Origin of the sequence: Paenibacillus sp. B01 (genome assembly GCF_009649995.1) — a bacterium.
Classification (GTDB): domain Bacteria; phylum Bacillota; class Bacilli; order Paenibacillales; family Paenibacillaceae; genus Paenibacillus_O; species Paenibacillus_O pasadenensis.
Genome location: NZ_CP045802.1, coordinates 1,084,606 through 1,097,840, shown reverse-complemented (window position 1 = coordinate 1,097,840; position 13,235 = coordinate 1,084,606). Strand labels below are relative to the sequence as shown.

The window sequence follows — 13,235 nt, the reverse complement described above, 5'->3', positions numbered from 1 at the left end:
TCACTCGAACCAGTCTAGCGAATGAAACCCGAAACCGTCAACCGTTAATTCCGTATATTTCGTATGTACGGTTTTTACTGTACAAAGTATATCTCCCATATCCTCCCGTTTCCTTACCGATCCTCCCAATCGCATCGCTTTACATTGGGGAATTTGTCTCATACAATTATTTTGTCAGCCGAGAAGGCGATGAAGGAGCGGACAAGATGAACGACAAATTTGCCGGACTGGAGCCAGATCAGGAGCAGGCGATCCACAAAGCCCGCAAGCGGGTGATCGAGTCCATCGGCAAGAACATGGATCTGTACGGGATCACGCAATCGACCGGGCTGCTGTACGGCCTCATGTTTTTCCAGGACAAGCCGATGAATCTCGACGAGATGGGACAGGCGATGGAGATGAGCAAGACCAGCATGAGCACGGGCATCCGGACGCTGGTCGATTTGAATATGGTCAACAAGGTGTGGGAAAAGGGCTCGCGCAAGGACCTGTACGAGGTCGAGCGGGACTGGCATCAGACGTTCGCGGACTTTTTCGTCTTGAAATGGCGGAAAGCGGTGGAGATGAACCTGACGGCGCTGCGGCGCTCGCAGAACGAGCTCGTCAAGCTTGCCGAAGGAGCGTCCGCGGAGACAGCCGAGCCGGTGCGGGCGGCCGTGGCCGGCGATCTCGACAAGATCGGCCAGGCGATCGCCTATTACTTGTGGCTGGACCGGGTCATCGACTTGCTGGAATCCGGCGGCATCTACGAGCATGTGCCCAAGGAGCCGGACTCCGACTGAGGCATGGCGCGGACGGACAAGCCCCGCGCGGGCAGCGGCTCGTCCCGAGCCTTGAGCCTGCGCGAACGAGAGCGGGAACGGAAGGAAGCTTCCGTCCCCGCTTTTCGGCATGCCTTTTTTCGCCTTCCGACCTCTAATTTAAATGGGATTTTTCGTCTATTTTTGTGGGTATTTCCTATTCCTTCCTTCATGCTAAAATGCAGATGCGCCCTCATGATAGCGCTTCCAATAAGAAGCACCGAGCGCCAATCCACAAGCGAAAGGAGGACCGCAGCCCGCCGCTGCCGGCCTTGCCCGGCCTCCCAACCCGAATCGTAAATCAAAGGAGATGAACGTAATGAAAAAAACAACGCGCCTGACCGCCTTCCTCAGCGTGCTGATCGGCTCGCTGCTGCTGTCCGCCACCGCCTTCGCCGCCGTCTGGACAAGCTCGGCCCAATGGGGCAGCTGGTCGAACGGCGGCTACACCGTCTACAACAACATCTGGGGCAGCGGCGCCGGCACGCAGACGATCTGGGCCGACTCGTACAGCAAATGGGGCGTGACCGCCAACCATCCGAACACGGGCGGCATCAAGTCGTACCCGAACAGCACTCGGCCGATCAACACGCAGCTGGCGGCGCTGTCCAGCCTCAAGAGCTCCTTCAACGTCACCGTGCCTTCGAGCGGCTCGAGCTTCGTCGCCGCCTACGACATCTGGAGCGGCAACAACGCGCATGAGATCATGCTGTGGATGAACAAGCAGGGCGCCGTCGGTCCGATCGCCGGCTCCTGGGATTCAAACGGCAATCCGGTCGCGAACTTCACGAACGTGAGCGTCGGCGGCCATACGTGGAACGTGTACAAGGGCAGCAACGGCTCCAATGACGTGTTCTCCTTCGTCCGCACGAGCAATACGAGCTCCGGCACGGTCGACGTGCTCGCCATCCTGAACTGGTGCAAGTCCAAGGGCTGGATGGGCAACGAGATCGTAAACAGCGTGCAGTTCGGCTATGAGATCACCTCCGCGCCGAACGCCACGTTCACGACGAACAGCTACTCCGTCAGCTTCTCGTAAGCCGCAGCCGGATCGGATAAGCGCGGCAGGCGGAGCCGCTCTCTGCGCCGCCGCCGGTGCGCCGTCATCCATTCCATCCCTGAAAAAAGGGGCTGTCCCGCGAGGCCGAATCGAATCGGCCTTGCGGACAGCCCCTTTTTCCATGCCGCTTCCCCGGCAAGGGGGAGCGGCGGCTTCGGGCGGTTCATTTGCGATGCATCTTGAACTCGAGGAACAGCTCGTTGTAATGCGACAGCATGCGCTTGCCGAGGTTGTCGTACACCTCGAGCCGGCTCGTCAGCTGCGGCGGCGGATAAAAGCGCTCGTCGGAGCGGATCTCCTCCGGCAGCAGCGGCACCGCGTCCTTGTTCGGCGTCGAGTAGCCGACGTACTCCGCGTTGCGCGCGGCATGCTCGGGCTCGAGCATGAAGTCCATGAACCGGTACGCGCCGTCCAGGTTGCGGGCCGTGCGCGGGATGACCATGTTGTCGAACCAGACGTTGGAGCCTTCCTTCGGAATCACGTAGTCCAGCTTGTCGTTCTCGTCCATGATCTCGGCCGCGTCGCCCGACCAGACGACGCCGGCAGTAGCTTCCTCGTTCGCCAGCAGCATCTTGATCTCGTCGCCGACGATCGCCTTGACGTTGGGCGTCAGCTTCTGCAGCTTGGCCAGCGCCTCCTGCAGATGGGCTTCGTTCGTATCGTTGAGCGAGTAGCCGAGGCTGTTGAGGCCGAAGCCGATCACCTCGCGCGCGCCGTCGACGAGCATGAGTCCGTTGCCCAGGCGCGGGTCCCACAGATCGTCCCAGCTGTCGAACACGAGCCCGTCCGGCACGAGCTCCGGATTGTAGACGATGCCGACCGTGCCCCAGAAGTACGGGACGGAATAGCCGTTGCCCGGATCGAAGCGCAGGTCGAGGAAGCGCTCGTCGATATGCTTCAGGTTCGGCAGCTTGGCATGGTCGATCGGCAGCAGCAGCCCCTCCTGCTTCATCTTGTCGATCGCGTACTCCGAAGGCATCGCCACGTCGTACGTCGTGCCGCCCTGTTGGATCTTGGTCATCATCGCCTCGTTGGAGTCGAACGTCTGGTAGATGACGGTGATGCCCGTCTCCTTCTGGAACTCCTCGAGCAGCTCGGGGTCGATGTAGTCGCCCCAGTTGTAGATGGTCAGCGTATTGGCGCCCGAGTAGCCCTGGCTGGAGTTCAGCCAGGACGTGAGATACAGGCAGCCGAGCGCGACGACGAGGATCGCCGCGAACGAGCGGATCAGGCTTTTCATGGCGTTCCCTCCTTGGCCGCTCCACGCGCCGCGCCGCCGCGGCCGGCCGCCGCCTGCGCGCCCGTGCCGCTGCGCCGCGTGAGGAAGTAGTACCCCGCCACCAGCAGCATCGTGAACAGGAAGATGAGCGTCGACAAGGCGTTGATCGACAGCGAGATGCCCTGCCGCGCCCGCGAGTAGATCTCCACCGACAGCGTGGAGAAGCCGTTGCCCGTCACGAAAAACGTGACGGCGAAGTCGTCGAGCGAATACGTCAGCGCCATGAAGAAGCCGGCGAAGATGCCGGGCTTGATGAACGGCAGCACGACGCCGGTCAGCACCTGCCAGCGGCTCGCGCCGAGATCGCGCGCCGCGTCGATGAGCGTCGGGCTCATCTCCTGCAGCTTGGGCAGCACCATCAGCACGACGATCGGCACGCTGAAGGCGATATGCGCGAGCAGCACCGACACGAAGCCGAGGCGGATGCCGATCATCGTGAACAGGATCAGGAACGACGCGCCGATGATGACGTCGGGGCTGACGATCAGCACGTTGTTGAAGCTGAGCAAAGTGTTTTTCGTCCGGCGGCGGCGCGCCTCGTGGATCGCCAGCGCGCCGAACACGCCGAGCACGGTCGACAGCAGCCCGGACAGCAGGGCGATGACGAGCGTGTTCAGCACGATGATGAGCAGCCGCGTATCGGCGAACACCTCGCGGTACCAGTCGAGCGTGAAGCCGTCGTAGCCGTGCATCGTGCCGCCGCTGTTGAACGAATAGGCCATCAGATAGAAGATCGGCGCGTACATGATCGCGAACACCGCGATCAGATACAGGTTGGACCAGCGCCAGCGCCTGCTCTCGCTCATCGGATCACCCCCTTGCGCTGTCCGGCCGCGAACATGATCGCCACCATGACGAGGATGAGGAACACCGCGATCGTCGAGCCCATGCCCCAGTCCTGGGTGACGAGGAAATGCTGCTCGATCGCCGTGCCGAGCGTGATGACGCGGTTGCCGGCGACGAGGCGCGTAATCATGAACAGCGACAGCGCCGGGATGAACACGGCCTGGCAGCCGGCCTTCACCCCGTCGATCGTCAGCGGGAACACGACCTTGGCGAACGTCGTCCACGCCGAGGCGCCGAGATCGCGCGCGGCGAACACGAGCGACGGATTGAGCTCCTCGAGCGCGTTGAAGATCGGCAGGATCATGAACGGGATGAAGATGTACACCGAGACGAACACGAAGCTGAAGTCGGTGAACAGAATCTGCTGCGTGCCGATGCCGACGAGCTCCAGCAGCTGGTTGACCGAGCCGTACGTGCCGAAAATGCCGAGAAACGCATACACCTTGAGCAGCAGGTTGATCCACGTCGGCAGGATGATGAGCAGCAGCCACAGCTGCTTGTGCTTGGCGCGCGTCAGCGCCCATGCCGCCGGATAGGCGACGAGCAGCGAGAACAGCGTGATCAGCAGCGCGTACCAGAACGAGCTGAGCGTCATCCGCAGGTACACCGGGGTGAAGAAGCGCGCGTAGTTGTCGAGCGTCAGCGCGCCCTCCACGTCGAACAGCGAGCGGTACGCGATGAGCGCGATCGGCGCCGCGACGAACAGCACGATCCACAGCGTGTACGGCACGAGGAAAAGGTTGCGGCTGCGGACGGACACTAGCTGTTCCCTCCCGGGCGGCCGGTCTCGACGATCGGCGGCCCTTCGCCAAGCTCGCGCCGCAGCGCGGCTTCCTCGGCATTCTCCGCTTCCTCATAGCCCTCGAGGCGGCGGTCGAAGTCCTCCTCCGACTCGCCGAAGCGCATGACGTGGATCGCCTCCGGGTCGAAGTCCAGCCCGATCGCCTCGCCGACGACCGCCTTGCGGGTCGAGTGGACCATCCACTCGTTGCCGGAGTCGTCCATGCAGATGATCTCGTAGTGCACGCCGCGGAACAGCTGCGTGTCGACGGTCGCGGCCAGCTTGCCCGCTCCCGCCGCCGTCATCTCCAGATCCTCCGGGCGGATGACGATCTCGACCGGCTCGCCGCGCCGCAGGCCGCGGTCGACGCATTCGAACTCCTTGCCGGCGAACTCGACGCGGTAGTCGTCGAGCATGCGCCCCGGCACGATGTTGGACTCGCCGATGAAGTCCGCGACGAAGCGGTTGATCGGCTCGTCGTAGATGTCGGTCGGCGTGCCGCTTTGCTCGATGATGCCTTTGTTGAGCACGAAAATCTCGTCCGACATCGCCAGCGCCTCCTCCTGGTCATGCGTGACGAAGATGAACGTGATGCCGAGGCGGCGCTGCAGCTCGCGCAGCTCGTACTGCATCTCCGTGCGCAGCTTGAGGTCGAGCGCCGACAGCGGCTCGTCGAGCAGCAGCAGCTTCGGCTCGTTGACGATCGCGCGGGCGATCGCCACGCGCTGGCGCTGGCCGCCGGACATCTCGCGGATCTCCCGCTTGCCGTAGCCCTCCAGGTTGACGAAGCGCAGCGCCTCCTCGACCTTGCGCTCGATCTCGTCCTTCTTGAGCTTGCGGATGCGCAGGCCGAAGGCGACGTTGTCGAACACGTTCAGATGAGGAAACAGCGCGTAGTCCTGAAACACCGTATTGACCTGCCGCTTGTTCGCGGGCAGGTCGTTGATGAGCTTGCCGTCCATGCGGATCTCGCCGCTCGTCGGCTCCATAAAGCCCGCGATGAGGCGGAGGATCGTCGTCTTGCCGCAGCCCGACGGGCCGAGCAGGGTGTAGAACTTGCCCCTCTCGATGTCGAAGGATACGTCGTTCAGCACGGGAACGCCGTCCTCGTATTGCTTGGTTACTCCCCGGAACGAAATGACCGGTACCTGCTCCATGCCGCAGCTTCCCTCCTGTTCAGCGCCTGTGCGTCTGTCCGCCCGGCTTTGCGAGCCGCTGCGGGACAGGCTTGATCATGCCCCCATTATACCCCAAACGGCGCGCTCTGGGACGTTTTTCCGCCAGATGCGGCTCCTCCGGCGGGACGCCGGGGCCGACCGGAGCCTTACGCCGGAGCCGACCGGAGCCTTACGCCGCAGGCCGCAAGGCCCAGCCCGGACCGTCCGGCGTTTGATTTTTTGCCGTCGCCGGCCCTCTCGGCCCCGATCTATCGGGATAAGAAGAGCGGACAGGGACTTTCGAAGGGGATAGATGAAAATCGAAATGACGCAACTATCGTGACGCAAGTCCGATTAACAGAATTCGACATCCTGTTATAATTCAGGTTGATCCGGCCCTTTAGGCCCCCTTACATCATGACGAGACCAGGAGTGAGTTCATGCGACGTTTGATCCAGACCGGCACCGCCTTTGCCCTGATCGCAGCGGCAGGAGCGGGAGCCGCAGCCCCCGCCGGAGCCAGCCTCCCATCCCCATCCGGCTCCCCTTACGCCGATGCCGCCTCCGCTCGAGTGCTCGCCGGCATGGCCGGCGCAGGCGCGCCCTCTTCCCTGTCCGCCGAAGCCGACGCGCCTTTCTCGGAGCGGGGAACCCCTCAGGCGCTCGGCGGCGCGATCGCCGACTATGCGCTCGACTACGTCGGCACCCCCTATCAGTACGGCGGCGCTTCGCCCGCCGGCTTCGACGCTTCCGGCTTCCTGCAGTACATCTATCGCTTCTCCGCCGCCGAGGTCCAGCTGCCCCGCACGGTCGCCGCGCAGTTCGAGAACGGCGCGCCGGTAGGCGGGCAAAGCCTGCTGCTGCCCGGGGACGCCGTCTTTTTCCGCAGCGGCGCGGCCGTCTCCTTCGCCGGCATCTACATCGGCAACAAGGAATTCGTCTCCGCCACCGTCGACGGCGTCAAGCGCTCGTCGCTCGCCTCCGCCTACTGGCAGGAGCGGTATGCCGGCGCACGCCGCATGACGGAGAAGGCGCCATCCGCCGGAGGCGGGTCGGGCACGAGCGCAGGCTCGGGCGTCGGCACAGGGACGGGCGCTGGCAGCGGCTCGGGCGCTGGCACAGGATCTGGGACGGGCACAGGCTCCGGCGCAGGCACAGGATCTGGGACGGGCGCTGGCAGCGGCTCCAGCAACGGGCTGGCCGGCCCCGATCAGACGCGCGCCGCGATGCGGGAGAACGCCTATTTCGCCTCCGTATCCCGGTTCCTGGACAAGGCCAAGCCCGTGCTGGACGCCTCCGCCTACAACCGGCTGGCGGACAAGGCCGAGCTCGCCTTCCAGCAGTACGAGCAAGGCCTGTACCCGGCGATGCTCGCCGCGCATGAGGAGATCATCGACGAGGTCGAAGCGCTCCCTGCCGACGCGCGGAGCCGGATCGGCATCAAGGGCAGCGAGCTGTACGGCTCCTCCATCCCCGCCGGCCTGTACACGGTCGCGGCCAACGGAGAGCTGAAGCTGAAGAACGAGAGCGGCTACTCCGTCACGCTTTCCCAGCGCGCCGCCGCGGAGCAGCTGTGGAAGCAGGTGCAGGCCGCGTATCCGAAGGCGTATCTCGCTCTCGTCAAGGAGCTGCGGCTGGACGTCCATCGCGGCGGCCTGTCCCGGGTGGAGACGCTTGCCAAAGGAAGCGTGCGGCTCGTGCTCGACCCGTCGGATCTGACGCCGGGAGCGGTGCAGAAGACGCGCTGGTCGCTCGCGCGCGAGCTCGGCAAGCTCGTCACGCAGCAAGGTCCCGCCGGCTCGCAGCTCGATCATCTCGGCGGCGCCTCGTCCGCGCTCGGCGGCGCGGGCGGCCTGGTCGGGGGCGCCTTCGCCGGTCCCGCCGCCGGCAGCAGCCAGTGGCTCTATGCTCGCAAGGACTCGCTCCTGACGGCCTACTACGGCAAGTTCTGGCCGGCCGAGGTCGCCTCCGCGGCGCGCGCCGGCAAGCCGATGACGACGCTCTATACGAAGCTGTTCTTCCGCGACGCGAGCGCCTATCAGGCGCAGGAGGACATCGCCGACGCCTGGGCCGCGTTCCTGCTCTACGACAAGCCGGCCAAGCCCGCCGATCGCCGCGACGAGAAGATCCTCTTCTTCTACGCCAAGCCGGAGCTGGTCTCCGTGCGCGCCCAATACCGCAGCGGCGTCGGCCTCTCCAAGTCGTATCCGAAAACGACCACCTTCGCCGACCTGATCGGTCCGCGCACCTGGTAGCGGCTTCGCCGGCTCGCCGGCGAAGCGACGGTAGCTGATGCCTTGGGAGCCCGAGCGGCAACTGGCGCAGCTGGCGGCCGGCGGCTCCCTGGCGAAGCGACGGCTGCCGACGCCTTGGCAGCCCGAGCGGCAACTGCCTCAGCTGGCTGCCGTCGGCTCCTTGGCGAAACGACGGCTGCCGATGCCTTGATAGACGAACGAGACGCAGCGGAGCGAGGCTCCGGCTCGGCTCGTTTTTTCATTTTCCCTTGTTTCGTCGGCATGCAGTCGATGGCTTGCCCGGATTCCACGGTTGCGCCGAATCCAAGGCACATTTATGCCTTGGTTCGCCCGGTTTCCACGGTTGCACCGAATCCAAGGCACATTTATGCCTTGGTTCGCCCGGTTTCCACGGTTGCACCGAATCCAAGGCACATTTATGCCTTGGTTCGCCCGGATTCCACGGTTGCACCGAATCCAAGGCACATTTCTGCCTTGGTTCGCCCGGCTCCCGGTCGTAGGGCCGGATCCAAGGCACATTTCTGCCTTGGTTCGCCCGCTTCCCGGCCGGAGGGCCGAATCCAAGGCACATTTCTGCCTTGGTTGGCCCGCTTCCCGGTCGTAGGGCCGGATCCAAGGCACATTTCTGCCTTGGTTGGGCCCGCTTCCCGGCCGGAGGGCCGAATCCAAGGCATATTTCTGCCTTGGTTCGCCCGGCTCCGGCCCGGTTCTCGCGCGCAGTCGCCCCTGCAAGTCCGTTTTTTCCGCGCTCCCCCCGCCTGTTGTCCCTTTCCAACTGCCGCGGCCGTTCATATGGTAAGAGATAGAGCGGAAGGAGTGGAAGATCGGCACATGAACGGATCGGACGTCGTCATGACCATATGGGCGGAAAAAGGGCTGCGTCAGATCTACTGCGACCGCGCGTCGGACTCATCCTTCGTCCGCGAGCTGGCCGGGGCTGCCCGGCGGGCAGGCCTGTCCGTCCACGGCTGCTCCAGCCTGGCGGCCGCGCTGAGCGCGGCGGAAGGCTATGCTCTCGCCTCCGGCTCCCCGGCGGCTGCGATCGGGACAAGCGCAGAGCTGTCCCGCGCCGAGGCGGCCTCGATCCGGGCGCTGTCGGCCGCGAGCGTGCCGCTGCTGCTGCTGCTGCCCGGCTGCGCCGGCAGGCCGTCGCGGTCCGGCTCGGGCTTCAAGTCGAGCGCATTGCTGCGGCAGGAGGACGACTGCCGCAGCACGCTGGAAAAAGCTTATTTCCTTGCGGCGCGGCACGGCCGGAAGGGTCCTGCGCTCGTGCGGCTGGCTCCTTCCTTCGCCGGCGAACGCTCGCGCCGCCCGCCCTTCTCCATGCCCGCCTACGAGGACAGCGAGGATTATATGGAACGGCTCGTCTCCGAGCCGCCGATCCGCGACGAGCAGCTGGACCGGATCGCGGACGGACTCGCGCGCGCTCGGAGGCCCCTGATCGTCGTCGGCGGCGGCGTGCTTCATGCCGGAGCGGCGGCGGAGCTGGGAGAGTTCATCGCCCTGACCGACATCCCGGCGGCAGCGACTCCCGGCGGCTGGAGCGCGCTTGCCGGGGGAGGCCGTCCCGTGCAGAATCTTGTCCTCCCTGTGACGTCGCTTCCCGGCGGCCGGAACGTCCTGCCGGGCGAAGTGCCGAACGCGCAAACCGGCCTCCCTGCGGCAGCAGCTCCCGACGAGGGAAGCGCTCTGCCGGGCGGCGTTCCGACTGCACGCGAGCTGCCGGCTCAAGGTCGGCAGGCGCCAGCCGACTATGTGCTCGTGCTCGGCAGCGGAGAGCCGGCTCCGGCCGCATCCGGGGCGCGCATCGACATCGATCCGGCTGCGCTGGCGCGACCGGAAGAGGCCGCTCTCGAACGGCTGCAAAGCGACATCCGGCTGTTCCTGACCGCGCTCTCGGCGCGCTGGCTCGCACGCGGACTGCGGCGGCAGCCGGCTCTGCTCCCGCAGACGCCGGAGCCGGCACCCGGCTGCGAAGCTCCATGCGGTCCGATTCCTCCGGCCGCCCCGGTTCCTCCAGCTGCCGAGCTCCTGCCACCGGGCGGTCCGATTCTCCCAGCCGCAGCACTACCTCCGGCTGCACCGCTACCTCCGGCATCTGCGTTACCTTCAGCCTCCGCGCGTCCTCCGGCCGCCTTGGTTCCTTCGGCTGCCGAGCTCCTGCCACCGAGTGGCCCGATTCTCCCGGCCGCGGCGCTACCTCCGGCTGCACCTCTACCTCCGGCCGCTGCGTTACCTCCAGCCTCCGCGCACCCTCCGGCCCCCCCGGTTCCTCCGGCTGCCGAGCTCCTGCCACCGGGCGGCCCGCTCGCCCCGGCTCTCGCGTCCAGCCCCGTCGATCCGGTTATCCCGGACGACGCTGCGGACGGCGCGGAAAGCTGCCGCCTCCCCGGCTCCGTGCTGCTCGCCCGCCGCGGCTGGTCCGGCTTGCCCGAGCTGCAGCGACTGCTGCTGCTCGAGCCGGGACAGCGGCTGCTGCTGCTCGCGGGGCCGGCGGGGCATGAGGCGGACGCCGCGCTCGGCGCGTCGCACGGCGCTCCGAGCGCGGACGTCACGCTGCTTTTGCCCTGCGCCGCGGGCAGGGGCGCGCCGCTGCTGCGTCCCCCTGCCCGCGGCGCCCCGTCGGCGCGGGTGGCGCGGCTGAGGCGCCCCTCCGCCCGGCCAATGCCAAAGGCCTGAGCGGCTGCCGTCCGGCAGCCCTCAGGCCTCGGGATATGCTATAATCGGGGGAACGGCCGGTCCGGCATCAGCTGCCGGCCAATCGGTCCACGGCTTGCTGCACGCCGGCCTCGGCGATGCCGTTCAGCTGCGGAAAGCCCTTGTCCTCCAGGCTGACGGTGCGTCCGCCCTGAATCGGGTAGACGCCCTGCAGCAGCCCGAGCGGCACATAGCTGTCCGTGCCTTCGAGCTTGTGCAGGAACAGCAGGTAATCCGGTCCCGTCGCCCATGCGCCGGGATAGCGTTCGTTGGCCTCCAGCTGCGACGGCGGCGGCAGCGGCTCGATCCCGGTCGTGACGACCGTCAGCTCGTTGCTGCCGCCGCCTTTGATCCAGCGCTTGACCGTGAACTTCTGCACGAAGTTGACCAGCCTGCCCTGCGGGGCGCTCTGGCCGGTCTGCACCATGCGGTCGCTCTCGCCGAAGCTCCCCACGGCGATGCCGTCCGCATGGCGGACAAGCTCCGACGCGCTCGCCTGGCTCTGCTCCGGCACGACATCCTGGTCGAGCCGAAATGGCGCCGCCTGCGCCGTGCCCGGAGCCGCCAGCGCGCCGGCCGCCGCGACCGCCAGCACCGCCGGCAGCGCCGCCAGCCGGCATGCCAGCAGCCCTCCCGGAGCCTTGCCTCGCAGCAGCTCCTGCAGCTTTTTCTTCAATCGGGAATACATCGCTCGCTTCACCCTTCCAGTCGTTTCCTAGCGGTAGTATGCATAGGAGGCTGGAAAATCATCCATCACCTCGAATCAGGAGGAGGAACGTTCCCATGACCATGACGTACCGCAAGCTCGGCGCGAGCGGCCTGACCGTCTCCGCGCTCGGCCTCGGCACGAACGCCTTCGGCAAGCGGACCGGCGAGGAGGAGAGCATCCGCATCGTCCACGCCGCGCTCGACGCCGGCATCACCTTCCTCGATACGGCCAACATCTATGCGGGCACGCTCAGCGAGACGATCATCGGGAAGGCGCTCGCCGGCCGCCGCGCGGATGCCGTGCTGACGACCAAGGCCGGCCTGCCGCGCGGCGAAGGGCCGGGGAAGCGCGGAGCGTCGAGGGCGCATCTGACGGCCGAGCTCGAGGGCAGTCTGCGCCGGCTCGGCACCGATTACGTCGACCTGTACCAGATCCATACGTTCGATCCCGAGACGCCGCTGGAGGAGACGCTGCGCACGCTCGAGGACATGGTCCGCTCCGGCAAGGTCCGCTACATCGGCGCGTCCAACTATCAGGCGTGGGAGCTGATGAAAGCGCTCGGCATCAGCGACCGGCTGCAGCTGGAGCGCTACGTCTCCATCCAGACGAGCTACTCGCTCGCCGACCGCACGCCGGAGCTGGAGCTCGTGCCGCTCTGCCTCGACCAAGGCATCGGACTCATCCCTTACTTCCCGCTCGCGGGAGGCATCCTCACGGGCAAATACGCCGCCGGAGCGGAAGCCCCGCCCGGCTCGCGGCTCGACAAGGACGGCTCGTTCGGCCGCTTCCTGAAAGGCGACGTCATCGGCCTCGGCCAGGATGTCGCCGAGCTGGCCGAGGAGGCGGGCTGCGAGCCGGCCGCGCTGTCGATCCGCTGGCTGATGGACAAGCCGGCCGTCTCGACCGTCATCGCCGGCGCGACGAGCGTCGAGCAGCTGACGGCCAATCTGCGCAGCCTCGAGCTCGCGCTCGAGCCGTCCATCCAGGACGAGCTGGAGCGCATCAGCCGGCCGTTCCGCTACGGCGAGCCGTTCGCCCGCTACCGGATCTGACGCGCCACCGATGAGGAGGAATCGAAGCTCATGACATCCGCTTCCGACCTGCGCTATTTCCAGACGACCTGGCCGCGGCTGATCGGCCTGCTGCTGTTCGCCGCGCTGATGGTCGCGGCCTGCCTGTACCACTTCCGCGAGCCGGACGGCTTCGCGGCGATGCTGCCGGACTGGGTGCCGCTGCGGCTGCCGATCGTCTACGCGACCGCCATTCTCGAGCTGGCCATCGCCGCGCTGGTCCTCGTGCCGGCGACGCGCGGCTGGACCGGCCTGTTCGCCGCGCTTTACCTGGTCGTGATCGTCGTCGCCAACGTCTACGCCGCCGCGCGCGGCATTCCGGCTCCGGGCAGCGACAGCGCCTCCAAAACGGCGCTCTGGCTGCGCGTCGCCGCCCAGCCGCTGCTCGTCTGGTGGGCGCTCTGGTGCACCCGCTACCCTTCCCGCGACACGTCGCTCAAAGGCCCGCCGCGCAAAGCCCGCTGACCGCCCGGCGGCCGCTGGCCATGAGCGCGCCCCGGTCCGCCTGACGACCGCATGCGGGCCCTGCTCCGCCAAAAAGGCGCTTCGCTCCCCGCAAGGGGACGCGAAGCGCCTTTTTG

Annotated in this window: 11 protein-coding genes; 6 read left to right on the top strand and 5 right to left on the bottom strand. The window is 66.4% G+C overall.

Going from position 1 to position 13,235, the window contains the following annotated elements:
* Positions 1 to 206 precede the first annotated feature (206 nt).
* Positions 207 to 782 (top strand): GbsR/MarR family transcriptional regulator, encoded by a 576-nt coding sequence (locus tag GE073_RS04780; protein WP_028598078.1) that lies wholly within the window; start codon positions 207 to 209, stop codon positions 780 to 782.
* 337 nt (positions 783 to 1,119) lie between these two features.
* Positions 1,120 to 1,839 (top strand): GH12 family glycosyl hydrolase domain-containing protein, encoded by a 720-nt coding sequence (locus GE073_RS04775; protein ID WP_153782884.1) that lies wholly within the window; start codon positions 1,120 to 1,122, stop codon positions 1,837 to 1,839.
* A gap of 184 nt (positions 1,840 to 2,023) precedes the next feature.
* Here the strand turns inward: GE073_RS04775 and GE073_RS04770 are convergent, their stop codons facing one another.
* The 4 genes from GE073_RS04770 to GE073_RS04755 are packed head-to-tail and all read right to left on the bottom strand — an operon-like array spanning position 2,024 to position 5,923.
* Entirely contained in the window at positions 2,024 to 3,100 is a 1,077-nt protein-coding gene (locus GE073_RS04770) for an ABC transporter substrate-binding protein (RefSeq protein WP_101808592.1), read from the bottom strand.
* Positions 3,097 to 3,945, bottom strand: coding sequence for an ABC transporter permease (locus tag GE073_RS04765; protein WP_153782883.1), 849 nt, complete (start codon positions 3,943 to 3,945; stop codon positions 3,097 to 3,099). Before GE073_RS04765 ends, GE073_RS04770 begins: the two co-directional genes overlap by 4 nt.
* Positions 3,942 to 4,745 carry an ABC transporter permease gene (locus tag GE073_RS04760; protein WP_101808590.1) on the bottom strand — a complete coding sequence of 268 codons (804 nt, stop codon included), beginning with the start codon at positions 4,743 to 4,745 and terminating at the stop codon, positions 3,942 to 3,944. The genes GE073_RS04765 and GE073_RS04760 overlap by 4 nt, the downstream gene beginning before the upstream one ends.
* Positions 4,745 to 5,923, bottom strand: coding sequence for an ABC transporter ATP-binding protein (locus tag GE073_RS04755; protein WP_101808589.1), 1,179 nt, complete (start codon positions 5,921 to 5,923; stop codon positions 4,745 to 4,747). The genes GE073_RS04760 and GE073_RS04755 overlap by 1 nt, the downstream gene beginning before the upstream one ends.
* A 440-nt stretch (positions 5,924 to 6,363) precedes the next feature.
* Here GE073_RS04755 and GE073_RS04750 point away from each other — a divergent pair, with 440 nt between their 5' ends.
* Together GE073_RS04750 and GE073_RS04745 are read left to right on the top strand one after the other, a co-directional pair.
* Entirely contained in the window at positions 6,364 to 8,178 is a 1,815-nt protein-coding gene (locus tag GE073_RS04750) for a C40 family peptidase (protein ID WP_153782882.1), read from the top strand.
* A gap of 831 nt (positions 8,179 to 9,009) precedes the next feature.
* On the top strand, positions 9,010 to 10,857 hold the full coding sequence (locus GE073_RS04745) for a hypothetical protein (protein ID WP_194843270.1): 1,848 nt from the start codon (positions 9,010 to 9,012) through the stop codon (positions 10,855 to 10,857).
* A gap of 67 nt (positions 10,858 to 10,924) precedes the next feature.
* On the opposite strand, the gene GE073_RS04740 is transcribed toward GE073_RS04745, so the two are convergent.
* The gene (locus GE073_RS04740; RefSeq protein ID WP_153782880.1) at positions 10,925 to 11,563 is read right to left on the bottom strand and encodes a hypothetical protein; all 639 of its coding nucleotides are present in this window, start codon (positions 11,561 to 11,563) and stop codon (positions 10,925 to 10,927) included.
* 101 nt (positions 11,564 to 11,664) lie between these two features.
* Here GE073_RS04740 and GE073_RS04735 point away from each other — a divergent pair, with 101 nt between their 5' ends.
* Both GE073_RS04735 and GE073_RS04730 read left to right on the top strand, forming a co-directional pair.
* On the top strand, positions 11,665 to 12,636 hold the full coding sequence (locus GE073_RS04735) for an aldo/keto reductase (protein ID WP_153784658.1): 972 nt from the start codon (positions 11,665 to 11,667) through the stop codon (positions 12,634 to 12,636).
* 30 nt (positions 12,637 to 12,666) lie between these two features.
* Positions 12,667 to 13,119: a DoxX family protein gene (locus tag GE073_RS04730; RefSeq protein WP_228551270.1), complete on the top strand. Its 453-nt coding sequence runs from the start codon at positions 12,667 to 12,669 to the stop codon at positions 13,117 to 13,119.
* The last annotated feature ends 116 nt before the right edge of the window (positions 13,120 to 13,235 follow it).